The 22,640-nt window shown below is 33.8% G+C and carries 18 protein-coding genes; 3 read left to right on the forward strand and 15 right to left on the reverse strand.

The features are described 5' to 3' along the window. Positions 1–104: 104 nt before the first annotated feature. The 12 genes from holA to RWR88_RS05435 form a co-directional block, all read right to left on the reverse strand. A complete protein-coding gene (holA, locus tag RWR88_RS05380) occupies positions 105–1,133 on the reverse strand; it encodes a DNA polymerase III subunit delta (protein WP_314450967.1) in 1,029 nt (342 codons plus the stop codon). A gap of 59 nt (positions 1,134–1,192) precedes the next feature. Further along, the gene (locus RWR88_RS05385; RefSeq protein ID WP_314450968.1) at positions 1,193–3,439 is read right to left on the reverse strand and encodes a ComEC/Rec2 family competence protein; all 2,247 of its coding nucleotides are present in this window, start codon (positions 3,437–3,439) and stop codon (positions 1,193–1,195) included. Next, positions 3,436–4,098 (reverse strand): helix-hairpin-helix domain-containing protein, encoded by a 663-nt coding sequence (locus RWR88_RS05390; protein ID WP_314450969.1) that lies wholly within the window; start codon positions 4,096–4,098, stop codon positions 3,436–3,438. Before RWR88_RS05390 ends, RWR88_RS05385 begins: the two co-directional genes overlap by 4 nt. Before the next feature lie 47 nt (positions 4,099–4,145). Continuing rightward, the gene (locus RWR88_RS05395) at positions 4,146–5,180 is read right to left on the reverse strand and encodes a SepM family pheromone-processing serine protease (RefSeq protein ID WP_314450971.1); all 1,035 of its coding nucleotides are present in this window, start codon (positions 5,178–5,180) and stop codon (positions 4,146–4,148) included. A gap of 2 nt (positions 5,181–5,182) precedes the next feature. After that, positions 5,183–5,704: a pantetheine-phosphate adenylyltransferase gene (gene coaD / locus RWR88_RS05400; protein ID WP_314450972.1), complete on the reverse strand. Its 522-nt coding sequence runs from the start codon at positions 5,702–5,704 to the stop codon at positions 5,183–5,185. A gap of 9 nt (positions 5,705–5,713) precedes the next feature. After that, the gene (gene rsmD, locus RWR88_RS05405) at positions 5,714–6,271 is read right to left on the reverse strand and encodes a 16S rRNA (guanine(966)-N(2))-methyltransferase RsmD (RefSeq protein WP_006703512.1); all 558 of its coding nucleotides are present in this window, start codon (positions 6,269–6,271) and stop codon (positions 5,714–5,716) included. Positions 6,272–6,588: 317 nt separating this feature from the next. Next, the gene (locus tag RWR88_RS05410; RefSeq protein ID WP_314349324.1) at positions 6,589–6,957 is read right to left on the reverse strand and encodes a PBECR2 nuclease fold domain-containing protein; all 369 of its coding nucleotides are present in this window, start codon (positions 6,955–6,957) and stop codon (positions 6,589–6,591) included. Positions 6,958–7,133: 176 nt separating this feature from the next. Then, the gene (locus RWR88_RS05415) at positions 7,134–7,427 is read right to left on the reverse strand and encodes a YlbG family protein (protein ID WP_276686513.1); all 294 of its coding nucleotides are present in this window, start codon (positions 7,425–7,427) and stop codon (positions 7,134–7,136) included. Positions 7,428–7,444: 17 nt separating this feature from the next. After that, positions 7,445–10,873, reverse strand: a complete 3,429-nt coding sequence (locus RWR88_RS05420) for a pyruvate carboxylase (protein WP_314450973.1) — start codon at positions 10,871–10,873, stop codon at positions 7,445–7,447. Continuing rightward, complete coding sequence (locus RWR88_RS05425) at positions 10,851–12,161, reverse strand: FtsW/RodA/SpoVE family cell cycle protein (protein ID WP_314450974.1); 1,311 nt, start codon at positions 12,159–12,161, stop codon at positions 10,851–10,853. The genes RWR88_RS05420 and RWR88_RS05425 overlap by 23 nt, the downstream gene beginning before the upstream one ends. A gap of 23 nt (positions 12,162–12,184) precedes the next feature. After that, positions 12,185–12,466, reverse strand: coding sequence for a DUF1507 family protein (locus RWR88_RS05430; RefSeq protein WP_314349320.1), 282 nt, complete (start codon positions 12,464–12,466; stop codon positions 12,185–12,187). Between the two features lie 155 nt (positions 12,467–12,621). Next, positions 12,622–14,817: a Tex family protein gene (locus RWR88_RS05435; protein ID WP_314450975.1), complete on the reverse strand. Its 2,196-nt coding sequence runs from the start codon at positions 14,815–14,817 to the stop codon at positions 12,622–12,624. 189 nt (positions 14,818–15,006) lie between these two features. On the opposite strand from RWR88_RS05435, the gene RWR88_RS05440 reads away from it, so the two are divergent. Continuing rightward, positions 15,007–15,930, forward strand: coding sequence for an Rpn family recombination-promoting nuclease/putative transposase (locus RWR88_RS05440; RefSeq protein ID WP_314450976.1), 924 nt, complete (start codon positions 15,007–15,009; stop codon positions 15,928–15,930). A gap of 432 nt (positions 15,931–16,362) precedes the next feature. On the opposite strand, the gene RWR88_RS05445 is transcribed toward RWR88_RS05440, so the two are convergent. Then, on the reverse strand, positions 16,363–18,171 hold the full coding sequence (locus RWR88_RS05445) for an ABC transporter ATP-binding protein (RefSeq protein WP_314450977.1): 1,809 nt from the start codon (positions 18,169–18,171) through the stop codon (positions 16,363–16,365). After that, positions 18,161–19,900 (reverse strand): ABC transporter ATP-binding protein, encoded by a 1,740-nt coding sequence (locus tag RWR88_RS05450; protein ID WP_314450978.1) that lies wholly within the window; start codon positions 19,898–19,900, stop codon positions 18,161–18,163. Before RWR88_RS05450 ends, RWR88_RS05445 begins: the two co-directional genes overlap by 11 nt. A 161-nt stretch (positions 19,901–20,061) precedes the next feature. On the opposite strand from RWR88_RS05450, the gene RWR88_RS05455 reads away from it, so the two are divergent. Next, complete coding sequence (locus RWR88_RS05455) at positions 20,062–20,604, forward strand: biotin transporter BioY (protein WP_314450979.1); 543 nt, start codon at positions 20,062–20,064, stop codon at positions 20,602–20,604. A 128-nt stretch (positions 20,605–20,732) separates the two neighbouring features. Continuing rightward, entirely contained in the window at positions 20,733–22,226 is a 1,494-nt protein-coding gene (gene thrC, locus RWR88_RS05460; RefSeq protein ID WP_314450980.1) for a threonine synthase, read from the forward strand. A gap of 58 nt (positions 22,227–22,284) precedes the next feature. Here thrC and RWR88_RS05465 read toward each other — a convergent pair whose 3' ends face one another. Beyond that, on the reverse strand, positions 22,285–22,596 hold the full coding sequence (locus tag RWR88_RS05465) for a hypothetical protein (RefSeq protein ID WP_314450981.1): 312 nt from the start codon (positions 22,594–22,596) through the stop codon (positions 22,285–22,287). Between the last annotated feature and the right edge of the window lie 44 nt (positions 22,597–22,640).

The following is a 22,640-nucleotide window of genomic DNA, read 5'->3' on the forward strand; positions in this document are numbered from 1 at the left end:
AAAGAGACGACTTAAGTCGTCTCAAAAAAAGTCTAACTTTTTGGGGTCACTTCAAAATCATTCTCGGGCCTTTTTTTGTACTTTTTATTTTCATTTCAACCTACTTATGCACTCTTTTGACAAAACTTCAAAATAAATGTTTCTAATTGCAATTCTTTCATTCCAAGTCCTGTTTTCAATGCATACTCTGTTTCAACTAATAATCGATATGCTGCTTCTAGTAAAGCAATCGAAAATTTTCTAGATTGTCCTAGAGCGAGTTTTACACGGTATGGATGAATTCCTAACACCTTTTGCATTTCAGGTTCGTGATAGCCTTCTTTTTGTAAGTAGCTTACTTGTAATAATAAGCGAAATTGCCCTAGTAAAATGGCATTCATTTTAATCGGGTCTTCTTTTTGTAATAGTAAATCTCGATAAATTTCAATCGCCACTTTACTATCTTTTCGAAGGACGGCTTCTCCTAGTTCAAAAATATTTTGTTCTAAACTTTTTGGAACTAATGTTGCCACTAAGTCACTATCAATCACTTTCGTATCCATAGCAGATAAGATTAACTTATTAATTTCTCTCATCGCATCGGTTAGAGAATAGTGTAATTTTTCTAAAAATAATTGTAATACAGATATTTCCATCGAAACGCCCTGTTCTTGTACTTTATGTTGGACCATCGTTTTAACATCTTTTTCTTCTAATGAAGAAGCATCTAATAAGACTGCTACTTTTTTTAATTGCTTCACGATTTTTTTACGAGAGTCTAACTTTTCATAGGGTGCAAAAAATACAACGACAGAAGAGTCTAAGGGGTTTTCTAAATAAAACTGTAATCTTTCAAGTTGATGATCAATTTTTGCTTTTTCTTTTTCACCCGTTAAAAAATATGGTTTATCAATCATCACTAAACGTCTATCTCCAAAAAATGGGACAGATTCTGCATCCTCAATAGCTGTTTGGACAGAAATTTCTTCCATATTAAATCGACCGACATTTAATTCTTGATCTTCAGGAGCCACTACGGATTCTAAAAATACTTGTCTTGCCCAATTTTGTAAATAATCTTCTTTTCCTTGAACCATATAAATGGGCGACAATTTCCCCGATTTAATTTCTTCTATTTTCTTTTGAAATTCCATTTATGACTCCCCTTTCTCTTAGTCTAGTGTATCGTGAAGTGTTCTTTTTGTCCATGGTTTCACTCGTCTTTATGACTTTTTATCGTATGGAATTTTCGTACGCCTTTTTCTTGCATCATATGAACTGCTCCATCTTCTTGTGAAATCCATATATGTGAAACTTGTTGTTCTAATTGATCTAAAAAGCGTGAACTAATATGCGATTGAACCTTCCCATTTCCTTTTTCTAAAATTAAACTTTTCGTTTGCATTTGTGTAAATCCATTTAATTTTGCAATCCCTTCTGCGTTTTTCTTTGAAGAAATCACAAAATCAACTTTATCGGGTAAAGTTTTCATCTTATCTTCCACTATGAGTATTCGTTCTCCTTGGATTGTAAAAATAGAATTTTGAACTTCTTTTTTACTTTTATTAGCTGGAATCAATTCCCATTTCACACCAGAAAGTAACTGTCTCTCTCCTACTTCATGATACAATGTCGAAACTCCCAATTCTGCAAACCCTCTTTTTTCAGAAGGATTTTTAGAAACGACTACCTCGCTTACTGAAAAATCTTGGGTCAACTCTTTCAAATCATCACTATCTTCCACACTAGCATTCGTTAGTACAATAGAATCCAACTGAGAAATTCCTTCTACTAAAATATTATTCGTAACATTTTTAGAAAAAGATTGTTTACTAAGGACCTTCCCCTTAGAATCTATGAACGAATTTCCTCCCCTCAACACTAACGTGGCATGATTGAATCCTTTTGGAATATACAATACTGAAACTTGCGAACCTGTACTTAAAAAGATGATTTGCTCATGTAGATGATAAGGAATGCTAAGTGCAATGATAAAAGAACAAAACGCAAATATGAGACTTGAATAAGGACGAAACCAAGATTTCTCATAACAAACAAGAGCTACATAAAGAGTAACCCAATACAATATCCAAGCTACTGTTGACCATGTTCCAAATGTGAATCGTAAAAACAAAAATTGCTCACAAAGAGAAAAGAGTTGATTCAATCCATTTAATAATGCATCTAAAAAGAAAACGATGCCATTAGAAATCCACACCCAATTTAATACTACTGCTAAAGCGTAAAGCAATATTCCTGGAATAAGGATACTTTCAAACAGTAAAACTAATAAACCAGCTAATAAAATACTTAGCATATTCCACTTGAAAAAATAATGACAAATCAATGGCAAGGCAATGATAGGCGTTAAAAAAGCAATACAAATTGTTTTCTTCCATTTTCCTTGAAGATTATGTTCAACAAAATAACTCGTCAATAATAAAATAGCGGTTAATCCATAACTAAGTTGAAAAGCTACATTTTCAATGATACTTGTGCGATAAAACAGTGACAGCAAAAATATGATTCCCAAACAATCCTCTGTTGTCAGTTTCCAATGAAACTTCTTAGACATTTGCGCTAAAACATACATTAAAATCGCTCGTGTACCACTAATATTCCAATGAATAAAGTAACCATAAATGACTAATCCAACGATAATGACAGCAGCACTTGTTTCTCGAGTTATTTTCCATTTCCATAATACTTTTTCAAGCAGATGAATAAATAATGTAATATGAAGTCCTGAAATGGCTAAAACATGCATGATTCCAAGTCTCTTATAATGCCCTATTACTGTTGCATCCGCATCTTTCGTTTTCCCAAATAGTAATAATAAAGCATAGGTACGAACAAAACTTTCTGGCTGTTTATCAATTTTCAAATAACATTTTCTACGCCAATTTTGAAATAGTGAGATCCATGAAGGAGCATTTGCTATTTGTTTAAAACCTCTAACTTCAAACACACGCAAAACCCCAATACTACGATAATAACTTGGCGCATTAAAATCCCCTCTATTTTTAGGTTCATTCACAGGCTTACTCTTCCCTATTACGGATAAAGTAAGATTTGACTCCTCTCCTTCAAATAAAGCTCTCTCTTTTTCAGAATGCATTTTATATTGGAATAACACTTGATGGTTAGAAGATGTCAACTCTAATTCAGCAATTCCCGTTACAAAGTCTCCATTGATTTTCAAATCATCCCTATTCAATCTTATAATTCCAACCAACTCCCCCTCGGGAACAACTGTAGGATGATAGACTTGATAAGAACGTAATCCAATAGAAATGAGTAAAATAAAGACCCAGAACAGCTGTTGTTTAGATTGAAAATGAAGAATGAACGTCCATATTCCTATCAAAACATAAATCCCTTTTAGAAAAAGCGAAGATTCAGAAAAGATTAAACTTCCTACTATAATTTCTAAGACCGTTATCCAAATCCACTTCTTCATTGGAAAGTCACTTGGCTTTCAATCGCTTCTAATGCTTTCTTTCCAATTCCTTTCACTTGTAATAAGTCTTCCTTTGTACGAAAGGCTCCATGTTCTTTTCGATATTGTAAAATAGCTTCTGCTTTTTTCTTTCCGATTCCTTTTATGGTTTGTAATTGCTCAAGAGTTGCTGTATTAATATTGACTGTTCCTTGTTTTAAATTAGATGGAGTCGTATTAGACAAGTTTCCTTTTTCAGAATTTCCCTCTGTCACTCCACCTTCTTGTTTAGAATTTAAATTAGGGACAATAATTTGCATTTGATCGCTAATTTTTTGTGCTAAATTAATTTTTATTTCATCTGCCTCCTCCGTAAAACCTCCTGCCTTTTTAATCACTTCTTGTATGCGACTCTCACAAGAAAACTCATACACTCCAGGCCTTAGAACTTCTCCTTTAATATCCACATAACAATTTTGTGGCATCATCGTAGTTGTTTCTTCCACTCTTGTTATATTCACAGCATTCGTTACCATTACTTTTTCTTTCGTAGGTGAAGCCATCATCCCTCTTCCTACAAGAATAATAACGATAACTGCTAACACACCACTAATGATTGACAGAACCTTCTTATATTCCATCAACCACCTTTTCACTTGCATAAAAAAATAAAACATCATTTTTCCCTCCTCTAACTATAGATACGAAAAAAACGACGTTTTGTATTTTATTTTTCTAAAATTTTTACTGCATCTTCAAATTTTTTTACAGGATACACTTGAATATTGGATTTTATCTTTTCAGCGGTTCGTTTAGCTTCTTCATAGTTCGATAAAATGTTAGGATTTTTTTCTCTCATTTCATCCGTAATTTCATCATCTGGTGCTAGGAAAATAGTTGCTCCTGCACGAACAGCTGCCACTAATTTCTTATCTACTCCACCGATTCGTCCAACTTCTCCTTTTTCATTCATTGTACCCGTACCAGCCACAATTCGACCTTGTTTTAAATTTTTATCCGTTAATTGGTTATAAATTTCTAATGTAAACATCAGACCTGCCGATGGCCCACTAACCCCATGTGGATCAAAATCTACTTTAGGAGATTCATGAAGTTTTGAATGCGTCACTAATTGAATCCCTAACATCGGTTTTCCTGTATCAGGATTTTCTACCAAGACTCCTGCTTTTTCAATAATTTCTTGATTACGATTGATTTCAATTGTAACACTATCCCCAATTTTTTTAGAACTAATGGCTTGAATCATTTCTTGTGCGGATGAAAATGATACTCCATCCACTTTTGTCACAATATCTCCTACTTGAATCTTCTCTTTAAAATCAGATTCAGGAACTACTGTCATCACATATACACCTAAAAATTCTTCTTCAACAGTTTTTCCTGCTGCCTTGTACGCTACTGAAATGGCTGCATTTCTAGCTTGTTGCATATAATATTCCTGAATTTTATTGTATTCCTTACTAGGTGTTGTGCCATACACTTTTTCCTTTGGAATCATTTCAACATGAGGAAGCAATGTTTGAAGTGCTAATAAAGGGGTTGCCTGTTGGGACAATACCGTCATTACACGAAAAGACCCTTCCTTCTTCTCATTAACTCCTTCAATTGTAATAAAATCCTCTACTTTTTCAGCGCTCCCTGGCATTTCTAATACATAAGGTAAAGGAAAAAATGCAATGATTCCTAAAACTAATAAACTGACGAGCGATATAACAATCGTTCGTAAAGAAATTTTTTTCATACTTACTCACTTCTTTCTTGAAGCGTCATTTGTTGACACTCTTGTCCAGCATATCTTTTTTCCAAAATTTCTGCTACAGACTCTGGAACAAAAGACTCAAATTCTCCGCCAAATTTAGCTAATTCTTTCACCATTGTTGAACTGACATATTCATAGGCTGGCTCACTTATGAGTAAGACAGTTTCAATATTCTCGTCTAATCGATGATTATGATATGCTAAAGTCTTTTCTAATTCTAAATCTTGACTATTACGAATCCCTCTTAAAAGAACAGTTGCTCCTAATTGTTTCGCAGCTTCAACCGTTAAGCCCCCATCTTGTACGACAACTCGAACATTTTCCCAGTTTGATACAGCTTTTTGAACTGTTTGAACTCTCTCTTCTTTTGTTAAAGTATACTGTTTTTGATGATTATGAGAAATTAATACAATCACTTCATCAAATAATACTGTCGCACGTTGAATTAAATGAAGATGCCCCTTTGTAATGGGATCAAAACTTCCTGCATAAATTGCTTTTACCATATAAATCTCCTATTCAAATTCAAAGAAAATTAATGCTGTAATTCCATACTCTACTCGTTTCCATTGAGTAAATCGCCCAATTTTTTCTGGTAATTGTACTGCTTTATCCACTTCTGCGACAACTACAGCATCTTCCGCTACTAATGATAATTTTTCCAATTGTTCAATATCATGGATAATTTCTTGTAGACGATACGGTGGATCCATAAACACTAAAGAAACAGGTTTAAACTCTTCCCTTGTAGCTAATGTTTTTAATCCATGCTTCACATTTTGTTTCAATAATGTAAATTGATCGGGACTCTTTGTAATATCAATATTTTGTTCAATCGTTTGAATCGCTTGTCGATTATTTTCAAATAAAAAGGCATGGTCCATTCCTCTAGAAACAGCTTCAATGGCTACTCCTCCACTGCCTGCATACATATCCAACATGACACCGCCATCAAAATATCCTCCTAAAATATTGAATAAGGATTCTTTAATTTTATCCGTTGTGGGTCTTGTGTTCTTTCCTGGAACAGCTCGAAGATGTCTTCCACCAAATTCGCCAGAAATAATTCTCATCTGTGTTCCTCCTTTAATATATTCACCTTATTATAAACGCTCAAAAAAAGAATAACAACTCACAATAAACATCTACTCCGACTCCTTCTGTTAGATAAATTACGTACATAATCTACTAGTTCTTGTCTTGTTGTCATTTTATCACTCCTGTATAAATTCTGACACAAAAAAAGACACCTTGCGGTGTCTTCTTGGAAAATATCGTTAGTATAAATTGGACGTTCAGTAACCTCGTCATCTCAGGTACCTCTATGAGGTGCGGTAGGAACCTTTCTACCCTCAATTCATACTTTCTATACCTCTATTATAATTATTTATTATCTTTTGTCAACTTTTCGTAATCTTCCGTTGCGAATTCTCTGAGTTAATTTTAATTGAGAAATTTCGTGCATAGTAGCCACATAAAAGTAACCATTCTTACTGTCCAATTTAACTGCTATAAGAATATTTGGTTCTACTTGAACAATATACTCCAAACTGACACCTTTTTCTCGTGGGTTGACACCTACATAATCAGGATTTTTTAAATACTGTGATATTTTAGGTATATGAGAAATCATATTTTGATGGTTTCTCTTTATTAAATGTTTTTTGAAATTCTCATTATCAATGAATATCTTGCTAACATCACTAGTGATTGAAAGTATTTTTTTAACGTTTTTTGTAATTGTACCGATATTTTCCATATATAAATTTCCTTTCTGTTACTTATAATTAGTTTATCATAAATCTCAAACGGTAACTATTAGGTTTTAACGAATTAAATCTTGCTAGATCACAATTTATATCACTCAGATTCAACCAATACAAAAAGAGTCCACCATGAGATATCGGTGGACTCTTTATTCTTATTAAATAATCATTACGCTTCTGTAGCCAATGCTCGTTTTTCTAATTCAATTTCCTCACGTAATTCTGGTAAGATTTGTGTAAAATCCATTCGAACTTCATGGCGAGGAGATACTTCAACTTTTCGAACAAAGTGAAATTTGCTAACTTTATCCATAACACTTTCCACTTCTTCTTCATTGACATACAAGTAAATATATTTTAGACGTTTAGAAATATATTGAATATTACCGAAACGTTTTAATTGTTTAATTGGTTTTAATGTATAGAGCCATACAATAATCGCTCTTCTTTCTACTTGTTCCATGTTTACTCCTCTCTTTATTATTTTTTACGAATTGTTAATAGTAAATCACTGACATCAATCATATCTTGTTCTTTAACAGCAATGGTTTCAACAATGCCATCAAATGGTGCTTGAATGGTTGTTTCCATCTTCATCGCTTCTGTCACAAGTAACACTTGTCCTTTACGAACTGCTTCACCTTTTGTTACAAATACTTTTAGGACACTACCTGGCATTGTTGCCCCAATTTGTCCAAAGTCATTCGCATCTGCTTTTTGACGTTTGACAGTTGTCATTGTCGCACTCGCATCATGGACAATAATTTCTCGGCTTTGTCCATTGAATCGATAGAACATAATTCGATTTCCATCTTGGTCTGGTTCCCCAATTTGTACTAATGTAATCATAAAGACTTTACCTGGAGCATATTCCATTTGAATCGTCTCACCCATACGCATTCCATAGAAGAATGTTTGCGTATCTAATTTGCTTAAATCTCCATATAGTTCTTTTCTCTCTTGGTATTCCTTATACACTTTTGGATACATGAGATAACTTAGTACTTGTTGGTCTTTTGGTTTATGTCCTAGTAAATCTTCCAATTCTTTACGAACTTCTTCAAAATCTACTTCAGGAGCTAATAATCCTGGGCGAACAGTAATTGGCTCAATATCTTTTAATACAACTTTTTGAAGTTTTTCATTAAAGCCTCCAACCGGTTGACCTAAATCCCCTCTAAAGAATTGAATCACTGATTCAGGGAAAGACAGAGTTAATCCTTTTTCATAAATATTTTCTTCATTAAGTTCATTTTGAATACAGAATAATGCCATATCTCCAACTACTTTAGAAGAAGGTGTTACTTTAATAATATCTCCAAATAATTGGTTTACACGATGATACATTTCTTTCACTTCTTCGAAACGTTCTCCTAAACCAACTGATTTAGCTTGTTGGTATAAATTCGTATATTGTCCTCCAGGCATTTCATGATAGTAAACTTCAGGACTTGGAGAAACTTGTGCTTGATCAAATGCATGATAAGATTTGCGAATCGTTCCCCAATAACGGTTTAATGTTGTTACATTTTCCATCTCTAATTCAGGTTGGCGACTTGTACCTTCTAATCCATAGTATAAAGTTTCCATACTTGGATTAGATGTTCCACCTGCTAAAGCACTAAAGGCTACATCGACTACATCTACTCCAGCATCAATCGCTGTTGCTAATGTTAAAATACCATTTCCACTAGTATCATGAGTGTGTAAATGAATTGGAATATCGACTGATTCTTTTAATGTTGTAATCAATTGTTTGGCTGCTTGAGGTTTCAATAATCCTGCCATATCTTTAATGGCAATCATATGCGCACCCGCTTTTTCTAAATCTTTCGCAAATTGTTTATAATATTCTAATGTATATTTTGTTTGCATTGGATTTAATAAATCGCCTGTATAACACATGGTCGCTTCTGCAATTTTTCCTGCATCACGAACGGCTTGAATACTCACTTCCATTTGAGGCAACCAGTTTAAGCTGTCAAAAATTCTAAACACATCAATTCCTGTTGCTGCTGCTTCTAAAATGAACGAACGAATCACAGCATCTGGATAATTGGAATAACCTACTGCATTAGAACCACGTAATAACATTTGTAATAGCGTATTTGGCATTGCTTTACGAATTTTTTCTAATCGATTCCAAGGATTTTCTGTTAAAAATCGATAAGCTGTATCAAACGTTGCTCCACCCCATACTTCTGCTGAGAACAATTGAGGAACTGCTGCTTCATATTGCTGAGACGCTTGAATTAAGTCAATCGAACGCATTCTTGTTGCCATTAAACTTTGATGCGCATCTCTAAAACTTGTATCCGTTAAAAGAACTTTTTCTTGTTCCAATACCCATTTCGAAACTGCATCCGCACCTTTTTCATCCAGTAACTGCTTAGCTGTTTTTTCTGGTTTTGAAACGGACTTCAATGTTTCGATATAAGTTGGTCTCTCGAATGCCTTTGTTTCTTGTGGGATTCCTGGATACCCATTAACCGTAATTTCAGAAATATATTTTAAAATTTTATTTCCACGATTACTTTCCTTTGGAAACTTAAACAATTCAGGTGTTGTATCAATAAACGTTGTTTTAGCCGTTCCTGTTAAAAAATCTTCGTGATGAATCACATTTTTTAAAAATGGAATATTCGTCTTCACTCCACGAATTCTAAACTCTTTTAATGCACGTTGCATCGTTGTAACTGCTTGAGAAAAATCACGACCATACGTACAAACTTTTACTAATAGTGAGTCAAAATATGGCGTTACCACATTTCCTTGGAACGCATTTCCTGCATCTAAACGAATACCTAAACCACCGGGTGAACGATACGTATTAATTTTACCAGTATCTGGTAAAAAGTTATTTTCAGGATTTTCAGTTGTAATACGGCACTGAATTGCAGCACCACTAAATGTTAAGTTTTCTTGTGTAGGAATACCAATTTCTTGGTGTAAATCCATTCCTTGTGCAATTTTTAATTGTGCTTGAACAATATCGATTCCTGTAATCAATTCAGTAATGGTATGCTCTACTTGGATTCTTGGATTCACTTCAATAAAGTAAAACTGATTTCCATCTAATAAAAATTCAACTGTTCCTGCATTGACATAGCCAATTTCTTTCATAAAACTAGCTGCAGCATTACAAATATTTGAGCGCATTTCCTCTGAAAGAGAAACACATGGAGCTACTTCAATCACTTTCTGGTGTCGTCTTTGAACAGAACAATCACGTTCGAATAAATGAACAACATTTCCATGTTTATCCCCTAAAATTTGTACTTCAATATGTTGTGGATTTTCAATATATTTTTCCACATAACATTCTCCAGCACCAAAAGCTTTTATCGCTTCTCCAACTGCACGATCATAACTATCTTGAACATCTTCCTTACGATAAACAACACGCATTCCACGACCGCCGCCACCAAGTGCCGCTTTTATCATAATCGGATAACCAAATTGTTCTCCAAACTCATAAATTTCTTGAACAGAAGAAACTGTCCCTTCTGTCCCAGGAATGGATTGTAAACCAGCCTTATGCGCAGCAGTTTTTGCTTTTAATTTATCCCCTAAAATATCTAAATGTTCTAAACGTGGTCCAACAAAGGTTAGTCCAGCTTCTTGACACTTTCTAGCAAAATCAATGTTTTCAGATAAAAAACCATAACCAGGATGAATAGCATCTGCCCCTGATTGTTTCGCAATACGAATAATATCATCCATATCTAGATAGGCTTCTGTCGGTTTCTTACCTTCGCCAACTAAATAAGCCTCATCTGCTTTGAAACGATGTAAAGATTGTTCATCTTCCTTGGCAAAAATTCCTACTGTCTCAATCCCAAGTTCTGTTGCTGCACGAAATACACGAATCGCAATTTCTCCACGGTTAGCCACCAGTAATTTCTTCATGCTCATCCTCCTCTTCTTCCTCTTCTTTAAAGGTTTCATTCACAATTTCTTGATCAGTAAAGGCTTGATTTTGCTGTTCTTCTTTTCCTACAATCTCTTCTTCAAGAACAAATTCACCCATTCTCATTTTTATTAGTAAATTTTCTTTGTAATCTTGATCATATTTTAATGCGAAAAGTACCATCCCAATCGCAATACTTGAAACAATAAAACTAGAACCGCCATAACTTAAAAATGGTAATGGAACTCCGGTAATTGGAGCTAAACCTAGTAACGCACCAATATTCACTCCACTTTGTACTAAAAGAAAAATCCCTACTCCTAAACATAAATATCTAGCAAAAGATGAACGACACTTTTCTGCTTTCCAAAAAATGTACATTATTAAGAAGAATAGAACAACTAATACAATCCAAACAACAATAAAACCTAATTCTTCTCCCACAATTGCCAATATAAAGTCTGTATGAGCTTCAGGTAAAAATCCTGTTTTTTGAATAGAGCTTGATAAACCTGTCCCTGACATTCCTCCTCTTGCTAAGGCTAAGAAACCTTGAATAGATTGATACCCAACTCCACTTGTATCGTCCCATGGATTATGGAAAGAAAGGAAACGTCCCACTTGGTATGACTTAATAAATGGAATATATTTAATAATTGAAATTGGTAAGTAGGTAAATAAATAACCGATGACAAAAACTACTCCTGAATATTTAATCGCTTTTTTAGAATATCCTGTTGTTAATGCTAATAACCACATCATCAAGACTGTAATCATTACCGTACCAAAGTCTGGTTGAATTAAAACAAGAATACTCACTAAAACCATCATTCCCATTGGATACATAAATAATTGCTTCCAATTACGACTTTCTCGAAACTTGTGGTAATAAAAAGCACTCGCCCATATTAAAATAACCTTAGCAAACTCAGATGGTTGCAAATTAAACAATCGTAAATTAATCCAGCTTTTCGCCCCTTTAATGCCTGTCTGAGTTAATACGAATAAAAGTAATAAAATTAATCCACCATATGTAATTTGCAAAAATCGTTCATTAAAAAAGAATTTTTCTCCATAATTAGCAATCGCAATCGCTATAATGATTCCAGCCAAAACAAAGGCCAATTGACGAACTAAGTAATATTCAGAATTTCCTACAGAAGTTAATGAAAAATAACTACTAGCACTATAAATCATTACTAATCCAAATGCAGATAATATAATGAAAATCATTAAAATAATTTTATCTACTTGGAAGAGATTTTTTATTTTATCTTGTACTTTCAAAACAATAATCCCTCTTACTTTCTTTAAGATTGCCAGTTTTTCTCATATACATCGCTATATACTTCATTTAATGTATATTCCAAATCAGCCATTATCTGATGTCCTTCATTGGCTTCCACAACTCCAATCGCTACAGCAAATTCTACTTGTTTAGATAGTCCAAATAATTGTGTGTCTACCACTTCTTCAAATGCTGGACATTTAGCAATACATAAATGATTTTTTTGTTGATTAATTAATTGGTAAATTTTATTAGCATTTTCTTTTAATTGCTCAAGAGCATGATTTTGATTAATCTCTGACATTTTCTTTCTCCTTTTGAATAAAATAACTCAAAATAATTATACCACAAAGCATCGTTTTTTCTAAAGAATGATGAGAAATTAATTCAATTTAAATACTGAATGTAAAAAAGAAAAACTCCATCTAGGGTATACTGCCCTAAATGAAGTTTCATAAATTATTTTTCATTCTCTTTTGGAGGTAGCATCGATAATCCTACTCTTCCTTTTTTCATGTCAATTTCAGCAACCCATACTGTTACGATATCGCCTACTGCAACGACATCACTTGGATGCTTCACGAAACCTTTTTTCATTCTTGAGATATGAACTAAGCCGTCTTGTTTAACTCCGATATCCACGAACGCTCCAAAATCGACTACATTACGAATTGTCCCTTGTAATTCCATTCCGACTTGAATATCTTCCATGGATAATACATCACTTCTTAAAATCGGTGGATCAACTTCTTCACGCGGGTCTCTTCCTGGTTTTGTTAATCCCGCAAAAATTAATTCTAACGTTTCAATCCCAATTCCTAGTTCACTAGATAATGCTTTTTTATCTAATGCAGATAAAGCTTGTTCTACTTTTTCTGTCCCGATTTCTACTTTTGTTGCTTGAATTTTTTCTAAAATCTTTTCAGCAAATTCATAAGACTCTGGGTGAATATCTGTTCCATCCAATGGATTTTTACCATCTACAATTCTTAAAAATCCTACTGCTTGTTCGAAGGCTTTTGGTCCTAAGCGAGGAACTTTTTTCAATTGTGAACGATTAGTGAATTTCCCATTTTCATCACGAAAAGCCACTACATTTGCCGCAGTCGTTTTAGTTAATCCGGCAATATGTTCTAATAATGCAGCACTTGCTGTATTGACATTGACACCGACTTTATTCACAGCTGTTTCGACAACAATATCTAGTCTTGCATCTAATTGTTTTTGACTCACATCATGTTGGTATTGTCCTACTCCTACTGCTTTTGGATCGATTTTCACTAATTCTGCCAATGGATCTTGCAGGCGACGGGCAATACTTACTGCAGAACGTTCTTCTACTTGATAATCTGGAAATTCTTTTCGTGCAATCTCACTAGCAGAATAAACAGATGCTCCTGCTTCACTAACAATTGTATAATAAATTTTACGATTCAGCCCTTTAATCTGTTCACTCACGAATGCTTCTGATTCTCGGCTTGCAGTACCATTTCCAATAGCAACTAAAGTGACCTGATAATCTTCCAATAATTTCTTGAATGTTGTTCCTGCTTGAGCACGCTTAAAGTCACTTGCTCCTTGGTGAGGATAAATAACTGCTTTATCCAATACTTTCCCCGTTTCATCAATAATCGCTAGTTTACAACCTGTTCGATACGCTGGGTCTAATCCTAAAATTACATGACCTTTCATCGGTGCTTGTAATAACAGATTTTGTAAATTTTCTCCAAAAATCTCAATTGCTTGAGTTTGAGCTTTTTCTGTTAATTCAGAACGTATTTCACGTTCAATCGCAGGCGCAATGAAACGTTTATAACTATCCTCAATCGCTGCTTTCACATATAGAGCAGATGGAGAATTCACATCCGAAATTTCTTTTTTAATCATTTTTTCTAGCGGAATTATTTCATCGACTTCTAAGCTAACTTTTAACACACCTTCTTTTTCAGCACGATTCACTGCTAAAATTCGATGTGGAACAATTGTTTTTACCAATTCTTGATACTCGTAATACATTTCGTATACATGTTTTTCATCTTTTTCTTCGTCTTTCAAACTTGTCACAAGCATAGCTTTTTGAACTGTATATTCACGAAGTAGTTTTCGATAGTGCGCATTATCGGAGACTTTTTCCGCAATAATTTCTAACGCTCCATTTAACGCATCTTCTACTGTTAAAATATCTTTTTCTTCGTTAATGAATGTTGCAGCTTTTGCTTCAACTTCTTCAGAAGTACACGCTAATAAAAATTCAGCTAACAGTTCTAAACCTGCTTCTTTAGCAATCGTCGCTTTCGTACGTTTCTTTTGTTTAAATGGACGATAAATATCTTCTAATGCCGTTAGTGTTTTGGCATTCATTAAGTCGGATAAAATTTCATCTGTTAATTTTTCTTGTTCATCAATTAATCGAATAACTTCGTCTTTTCTTTTTTCAAAATTTACTAAATAACGATGTCTTTCTTCAATTTCACGAATTTGAACTTCATCCAAACTCCCTGTTTGATCTTTACGATAACGTGCAATAAAAGGAACTGTATTGCCATCTTCTAACAAAGATAATACTGTATCAATTTGCTTTGGTGAATATTGATTTAATTCTTGCTTTACAATATCCAATGCACGTTGTTCAATAGTTAATTCTGTATCTGTCATAAAAACCTCCTAATCTTTTTTATCCTAACATAAAACGACACCCTTTAAAAGATTTTGTTTTATAGAAGTAACTTTACTCAATCTCATTTCTTTTTTTAAATTTACCATAAAAAAATATTTTTCAAGAATTTTTTCGTATATAGAAGATGAAGACAGAATACTTCAAAATAAAATTAAGGGATGATAAAAATGGTAGAACGTATCAAAGATGCAAGACCGATGATGGATTTAATGGCAAAGAAAATTTTCAGTAATCCTGAAATCACAGCACAGTTTATAAGGGATATCCTAGACTTACCTGTCCACCATGTCAAAATACTTGATGGAACCCAAATACACAATCATCAATTTGAAGATATAAAGACTTATGTAACTAGTATCGATGTATTAGCTGAATTGAATGATGGTACACAAGTCATTATTGAAATTCAAGTAGCCTATCAATTTGACTTTATTAAGCGTTTATGGTTATATCTATGTAATCAAGTGACTAAAAATGCAGATGAACATAAAAAAGATGGCGTAGAGACCCATAAACTCGCCGAAGAATTGTTACCTGTGTACACCATTGCCATTACTCAAAAAAGGTATTTTAAGGACGATAAAATGGTTCACGTATACTGCTTCAAAAAAAAAAATACAAACGATGAATTAAAAGTCTATTTTAAAGGATTTGAAGAAAAACAAGATTTAGCATTAATGGCATTTTTAGAATTAGAGAAGTATAATAAAGATAAGATACAAGAATACAAGAAAGTGCGTTGGATTGAATTTTTTGGAAATCAACCCTATACACAAAAACCTGAAAGAATATTAAAACAAGCGGATCGAATTGTGAGTCGAGTAGACTGGACAGAGGAGGAACGAGAAATGTACGATGAAAGAACACGATATCTCCAAGCATATTCAAGTTTTTTAGCGACTATAGAAAAAGAAAAGAAAGATGCCATAAATCAGGCTATGACAGAAGGTAAATTAGAAGGTGTTGAGCACGGAAAGAAAATGATGATTATTAGTTTAATAAAAGATGGACTTCTCTCTAAAGAAGAAGGAGCAAAACGACTAAGTATTTCTGTAATTGAATTAGACGAATATTTGTCTTCTGATGAATAGTAGAATAAGGATATTTCAAGACGACCTCGGTCGTCTTTTTTTGATGCAATAAATATAGTAGTTCTCTCGAATGTACACTCATAAACATCCGTCCAATAGAAAAGACTTTGCATAGTAGCTCTAGCGATATAATCAGCGAATGCTGATTATATCACGGGAAAAATTGAGACCTTAGGCTCAATTTTTAGGCATGAGACCGTAGGTCTGCTGCCGTCCCCAGCTACTATAAAGCAAAGTCTATTTCATTTACGCACTCTCATAAATATCCGTCCAAAGAAATTGACTTTTCGCTGTAGTAAAAGTAATGGTAGACATACCCGCAACCATTACTCGGGAAAATTCGAGACCTTAGGCTCGAATTTTAGCCAAGAGACAGCAACAGCTGTCTACTGGCGTCCCTTACTACATCAGAAAAGTCATATTTCTTCTAAATCAGTCTAAATCAAGCTGCCCTGTATACAATTGATAGTACACACCTTGTTTTTCCATTAAACTTTCATGGTTCCCACGCTCAATAATCTCACCATGATCCATTACCATAATCACATCCGCATTACGAATCGTCGATAAACGATGGGCAATTACAAACGAAGTTCTACCTTCCATCAATTGGTCCATCCCTTTACTAATTAACGCTTCCGTATGACTATCAATCGAACTAGTCGCTTCATCCAAAATTAATACTTTTGGATTTGCTACTGCAGCCCTAGCAATCGCTAATAACTGTCTTTGTCCTTGAGAAAGACCTTCACCATCACCAGTAATCTCCGTTTGATACCCATGAGGCAAACGTTTAATAAATCCATGCGCATTCGCTAATTTCGCAGCTTTTACTACTTCATCATCTGTTGCATCTAAATTCCCATAACGAATATTATCTGCAATCGAACCCGTAAATAAATGAGTATCTTGTAATACAATCGAAATTGTTTTACGTAAATCATCTTTCTTAATATCCGTAACAGGAATTGTATCAAACGTAATTTCCCCATTATCAATTTCATAAAAACGATTAATTAAATTTGTAATCGTAGTTTTCCCAGCACCCGTTGCACCAACAAAGGCTACTTTTAATCCAGGTTCAGCCCAAACATTGATTTTTTTCAAAATAGGCACATCTGGAACATAACTGAAGTCCACTTCATTCAATTGAATATTCCCAATAACAGGGATTCTTTCTTCCCCTTTTACCCAATACCATTGTTTCGAATCTGTTTGATCTAAAGTTACTGTCCCTTCATCTACTTCAGATTCTTCTTTTAATATCGCAAAAATACGTTCTGCCCCAGCCATTGCAGCTAATAAGACATTTGTTTGTTGTGACATTTGTGCTAATGGTTGAGCAAATGTTCTTGAATATTGCAAGAATGAAGCTAACGCCCCAACATCCATCCCTTGGAATACGACTAAATATCCACCAACTGAAGCAGTTAAAGCATAATTAATATAACTAATATTACCTAAAATGGGGAACATAATATTTGAATTAAATTGCGCTTGATTTGCTGCTTCTCTTAATTGAGAATTTAAAGTTTCAAATTCTTTTAAGACTAATGTTTCATGATTGAATACTTTAACGACTTTTTGCCCTTCAATATGTTCTTCAACAAATCCATTGACTTGCCCTAAAACTTTTTGTTGTTCAGCAAAGAATTTTCCCGAACGACCTGCTACTACTCTAACAATCGCAAACATAATGAAGACCATAACGATTAACATGCCTGTTAAAATTGGAGATAGAATAATCATCATCACAAATGTCAATACTAATTGTAATAAAGAGCTGACAATCATCAACATACTATTATTAAACGCTTGTTGAATATTTTCAAAATCATTTGTAAAACGAGACATTAAATCTCCATGCTTATTAGTATCAAAGAAACGAATTGGCAATGTTTGAATATGATCAAATAAATCTTTTCTCATTGTTTCGATCGTTTGTTGACCAATCGTAATCATAATTTTCCCAGAGAAATAATTCGCAATCGCTCCAATAATATAAATTAAGCCAATGACTCCTAGCATTTTTGCTAGACCTGCTACATCTTTTGTTGCAATAAAATCATTGATCAACGGACGAATAAAGTAAGTCCCAACAATTCCTGCGGCACTTCCTAACACAACTAATAGAAGAACAGCGAAAAGACTCCACTTACTTTTCCATAAATAGCTCCATAAGTCGGCTAATGTTTGCTTTAAATTTTCAGGACGTTTTGGTCCAATTTTTTTAGCGCTCATCTACTTTCGCTCCTTCCATTTGAGTTTCATAAATTTCACGATACAATTCGTTTGTTTCCATTAATGTTTCATGCGTTCCAATTCCGTTCATTTTTCCATCTTCTAACACAACAATCTTATCAGCACCTTGGATAGAAGAAATTCTTTGCGCAATAATAATAACAGTTGTATCTGGTAAATGATTAAAGAATGCTTCTCGAATTAATGAATCAGTTGAAGTATCTACCGCAGAAGTTGAATCATCTAAAATTAAAACAGCTGGTTTTCTCAACATCGCTCTTGCAATACATAAACGTTGTTTTTGACCTCCAGAGAAATTTCTTCCTCCTTGTTCAACTTTTGTATCATATCCATCTGGCATTTCCATAATAAAATTATGTGCCTGAGCATATTTAGCTACTTGAATCATTTCTTCTTCAGTTGCATGAGGATTTCCCCATAATAAGTTTTCTCGAATGGTTCCAGAAAACAGCGTATTTTTTTGTAGAACCATTGCTACTTGGCTTCGTAAATCAGAAAAGGCATAGTCTCGAACATCTTTACCTGCAACTCGAACACTTCCTGCCGTTGCATCATACAATCGAGGAATTAATTGAACAAGAGATGTTTTACCAGAACCTGTTGGTCCAATAATTCCAAGAACTTGACCACTCTTCACTGAAAAATGAATATCATTTAACACTTCTTCTTGTTGATCTTTTCCGTATGAGAAATGAACATGATCAAACTCTACATCCCCACGAGTAATTTCTGTCGGAATGACTTGCTCAGGTTCCACAATATCTACTTCTGTTTCAATCACTTCAAAAATACGATCCATAGAAGCTTTTGTCATTGTTAACATGACAAAAACAAAGGAAATCATCATTAAGGACATTAAAATTTGTGTAATATATGAAATGAAACTAATTAATTCTCCAGTCGTCATTTCTCCATGCATTACAAAATTTCCACCAAACCACATAACTGCAATCGTACAAGCATAAACGGTTAATTGCATAATAGGGTTGTTCCAAACGATGACATACATCGCATGTAACGCACGAGTTTTAAAGTTTGTATTTTCAACACCAAACTTCACACGTTCGAAAGGCTCACGAACAAAAGATTTCACTACTCGAATTCCAATAAAGTTTTCTTGAAGAATACGGTTAATCCCATCCGTTGCCTGTTGTAATAATCTAAAGCGAGGAAATGCAGTTGAAATAATAAGCGTCAAGCTCACTACTAAAAATGGAACGGCTACTACAAAGACTAATGACAATTGTGCATTCAATGATACTGCAAAGAAGAATGCAAATAAGAACATCATTGGTGCACGTGCTAAAATACGCATCGTCATAATCGCTGTATTTTGAATATTTGTTACATCACTCGTCATACGTGTAATTAAAGACGCATTTGAGAAGAAGTCTAAATTCTTAAATGAAAATTCTTGAATCTTCTTCATTTGCGCACTTCTTAATTCACTTGCTACTCCTGTTCCAGCAATGGATGCAAATTTTGCACCTAAAACCCCTGCCCCAAGGGAAATCATCGCAACGATAATCATTAAAATTCCATACCATAAAATCATAGAAGTATCTCGATTTGGAATTCCTTCATCAATAATTTTTAACATAATAATCGGTTGCCCAACTTCGCAGACAACTTCCACTAAAATGGATAAAAATGCTAAAAATGGGAAATATTTATATTTTGAAAAATAGGGAACTATTTTCTTTAACATCTTTTCACTCCTCTTCCTATTTCATAAAAGTATTGTATCTATTCTATCAATACTTAGAGTGTTTTTCAAACAATCTATCCAACATTTTATAAAAAAAGATTGACAATGACGTAAAACTCTTTTATATTGTTACCATGTTCAAGTTTAGGAGGTTAACAATTATGAACAAAACATATTCTTTAACACTAATCGCATTGGGAGCAGCACTAGTGGCAGCATTGTCACCCTTTCAAATTCCTTTAGGTCCTATTCCCATTACGCTTCAAACATTAGCTATCGGATTAGTGGCTACCATCTATCGTCCAAAAGAAGCCACACTTGCTATTGTACTTTATTTATTATTAGGTGCTATTGGACTTCCTGTTTTTGCAGGTGGAAAAGGTGGATTTCAAGCATTCTTTGGACCGACTGCTGGTTTTCTAGTTTTCTTCCCTATTCGTGCTTTTGTTACTTCTATCATTGCACAGAGAAAACAAAATGCTGTTCGTTTATTTATAGCGAATCTTTTAGGAGAAGTTGCCCTATTTATTGGTGGAGTGATTGGATTTATACTAATTACGCATGCTGATTTTTCAAAAGCTATCAATCTTGTGGTACTTCCATTTATTTTGCCAGATTTAATTAAAATCAGTTTCACAACTGTCTTCGGGTTATTATTATTAAAGAGTTTAAAAAATAAACCTTATTTCAGACAGGAAGCATAATTTTTTATGAGGTTAGGAAGCAAATTTCTAGCCTCTTTTTTTAACACCTCTTTTATTCAACTTAGTAGGCACATAGAAGAACTTATGGTAAAATACAAAACATTAGAAGAGATAAAGGAGGATAAATTGTGACAGAATTACACTATATTAGTACTCGAGATAAAAACAATCGTGTAACAGCTTCTCAAGCAATTTTAAAAGGAATTGCTGAAGATGGAGGGTTATACGTTCCAACGACAATGCCACAATTATCATTGAACTGGGAAACATTGCAACACCAATCTTATCAAGAAATTGCATTCCCAATTTTAAAAGCATTTTTAACTGACTTTTCAGACGAAGAATTACAATATTGTATTCACTCTGCTTATGATACAACTTTTGATGATCCAGCAATTGCCCCTGTAAAAAAAGTTGGCAATACCTATATTATGGAATTATTCCATGGACGTACGATTGCCTTTAAAGATATGGCTTTATCAATCTTACCTTATTTATTAACAACTGCCGCTAAGAAAAACCAACAAGACAAAGATATCGTCATTTTAACGGCTACTTCTGGAGATACAGGAAAAGCTGCTTTAGCAGGATTTGCCGATGTGCCTCATACAAAAATTATTGTCTTTTACCCAAAAGGTGGCGTAAGTACGATTCAAGAACGTCAAATGGTTACTCAAGCTGGCGATAATACATTTGTTTATGGTGTAAAAGGAAACTTTGATGATGCTCAAACAATGGTGAAAAAACTATTTAATGATGCAACTTTAAATCAAACACTTGCAGAAAAAGGATTCCAACTTTCTTCTGCTAACTCTATCAATATTGGTCGTTTATGCCCACAAGTGGTGTATTATGTTTATGCTTATGCACAATTAGTAAAACAAGGAGCTCTTCAAATTGGAGAAGCTATGAATGTTGTTGTTCCAACTGGAAACTTCGGAAATATTTTAGCAGCATATTATGCAAAACAATTAGGTGTTCCAATCCAAACATTAGTCTGTGCTTCAAATGAAAATGATGTATTAGTAGACTTCTTCCACACAGGAACATACAACCGTCAAAGAAAATTTGAAGTAACAAGTTCTCCAAGTATGGATATTTTAGTTTCAAGTAACTTAGAACGCTTAATTTTCGAAATGACAGGAAATAATGCCGAAGAAACAAAAGCACTGATGGATTCATTAACAAACAATGGTCACTATCATATCGAAAAAGAAGTATTACACTCATACGAAGAGTTTTATGCTGCTCGTGCTAGCCAAGAAGAAACAGCTCAAACGATCGAATCTGTTTTAACAAAAGAAAACTATTTATTAGATCCGCATACAGCAGTAGCTCAATGTGCTTATACTAAATACCAACAAGAAACAAAAGACAACACTCCTACAGTTATTGTATCTACAGCTAGTCCATACAAATTCCCTCAAAGTGTTGTATCGGCTGTAAAAGAATCTGACGTGACCACTTTAAGTGATCAACAATTAATTGATGAAGTACGTCAATTAAGCGGAGTAGAAATCCCTCTAGCCGTTACAAGTGTACTAGAAGCAGAAATCAGACACACAAGAGTACTTGAAATTTCAGAAATGAAACAATCAGTTTATGACAGTTTAAATATTTAAATTCAAAAATACCAGCCATTTTTTCATGACTGGTATTTTTATTTTGTAAAATATCATTTTATTTAATTTTATGCTTATTCATTTTTTCTGCAAAAATATTTATCATAATTTCTCTTAATTCTTCTCTTTCCTTTTCAGGTAAAGGTCCTTCTTGTTTTGCTACTGCATAAAGTTCTGGATATTGTTTCGCCACTCTTGCTACAGTTCTTGTTGTTGCATGGGCTCTCACTAAAAATGGAATTTTCTTAATCCATTCACTTGGTACTAATTCAAGAATTTTTTTAGCCGCTTCCTTATCCGTAATGACAGAAGTCGTTAATCCCGCTTTTATTTGTTTTTGTTCATGTTCTGTAAAATCTTTAATATCCATTGTCATCCTCTTTTCTTTACTCAATTCTGTTTTAATTGTAAATC

This window comes from uncultured Granulicatella sp. (assembly GCF_963528195.1).
Lineage (GTDB): Bacteria > Bacillota > Bacilli > Lactobacillales > Aerococcaceae > Granulicatella.

What these genes read in the sequence shown, in the direction of transcription:
- holA (WP_314450967.1), bottom strand. Translation starts at nt 1,133, where the DNA reads ATGGAATTTCAAAAGAAAATAGAAGAAATTAAATCGGGGAAATTGTCG.
- RWR88_RS05385 (WP_314450968.1), bottom strand. Translation starts at nt 3,439, where the DNA reads ATGAAGAAGTGGATTTGGATAACGGTCTTAGAAATTATAGTAGGAAGT.
- RWR88_RS05390 (WP_314450969.1), bottom strand. Translation starts at nt 4,098, where the DNA reads ATGATGTTTTATTTTTTTATGCAAGTGAAAAGGTGGTTGATGGAATAT.
- RWR88_RS05395 (WP_314450971.1), bottom strand. Translation starts at nt 5,180, where the DNA reads ATGAAAAAAATTTCTTTACGAACGATTGTTATATCGCTCGTCAGTTTA.
- coaD (WP_314450972.1), bottom strand. Translation starts at nt 5,704, where the DNA reads ATGGTAAAAGCAATTTATGCAGGAAGTTTTGATCCCATTACAAAGGGG.
- rsmD (WP_006703512.1), bottom strand. Translation starts at nt 6,271, where the DNA reads ATGAGAATTATTTCTGGCGAATTTGGTGGAAGACATCTTCGAGCTGTT.
- RWR88_RS05410 (WP_314349324.1), bottom strand. Translation starts at nt 6,957, where the DNA reads ATGGAAAATATCGGTACAATTACAAAAAACGTTAAAAAAATACTTTCA.
- RWR88_RS05415 (WP_276686513.1), bottom strand. Translation starts at nt 7,427, where the DNA reads ATGGAACAAGTAGAAAGAAGAGCGATTATTGTATGGCTCTATACATTA.
- RWR88_RS05420 (WP_314450973.1), bottom strand. Translation starts at nt 10,873, where the DNA reads ATGAAGAAATTACTGGTGGCTAACCGTGGAGAAATTGCGATTCGTGTA.
- RWR88_RS05430 (WP_314349320.1), bottom strand. Translation starts at nt 12,466, where the DNA reads ATGTCAGAGATTAATCAAAATCATGCTCTTGAGCAATTAAAAGAAAAT.
- RWR88_RS05435 (WP_314450975.1), bottom strand. Translation starts at nt 14,817, where the DNA reads ATGACAGATACAGAATTAACTATTGAACAACGTGCATTGGATATTGTA.
- RWR88_RS05440 (WP_314450976.1), top strand. Translation starts at nt 15,007, where the DNA reads ATGGTAGAACGTATCAAAGATGCAAGACCGATGATGGATTTAATGGCA.
- RWR88_RS05445 (WP_314450977.1), bottom strand. Translation starts at nt 18,171, where the DNA reads ATGAGCGCTAAAAAAATTGGACCAAAACGTCCTGAAAATTTAAAGCAA.
- RWR88_RS05450 (WP_314450978.1), bottom strand. Translation starts at nt 19,900, where the DNA reads ATGTTAAAGAAAATAGTTCCCTATTTTTCAAAATATAAATATTTCCCA.
- RWR88_RS05455 (WP_314450979.1), top strand. Translation starts at nt 20,062, where the DNA reads ATGAACAAAACATATTCTTTAACACTAATCGCATTGGGAGCAGCACTA.
- RWR88_RS05465 (WP_314450981.1), bottom strand. Translation starts at nt 22,596, where the DNA reads ATGGATATTAAAGATTTTACAGAACATGAACAAAAACAAATAAAAGCG.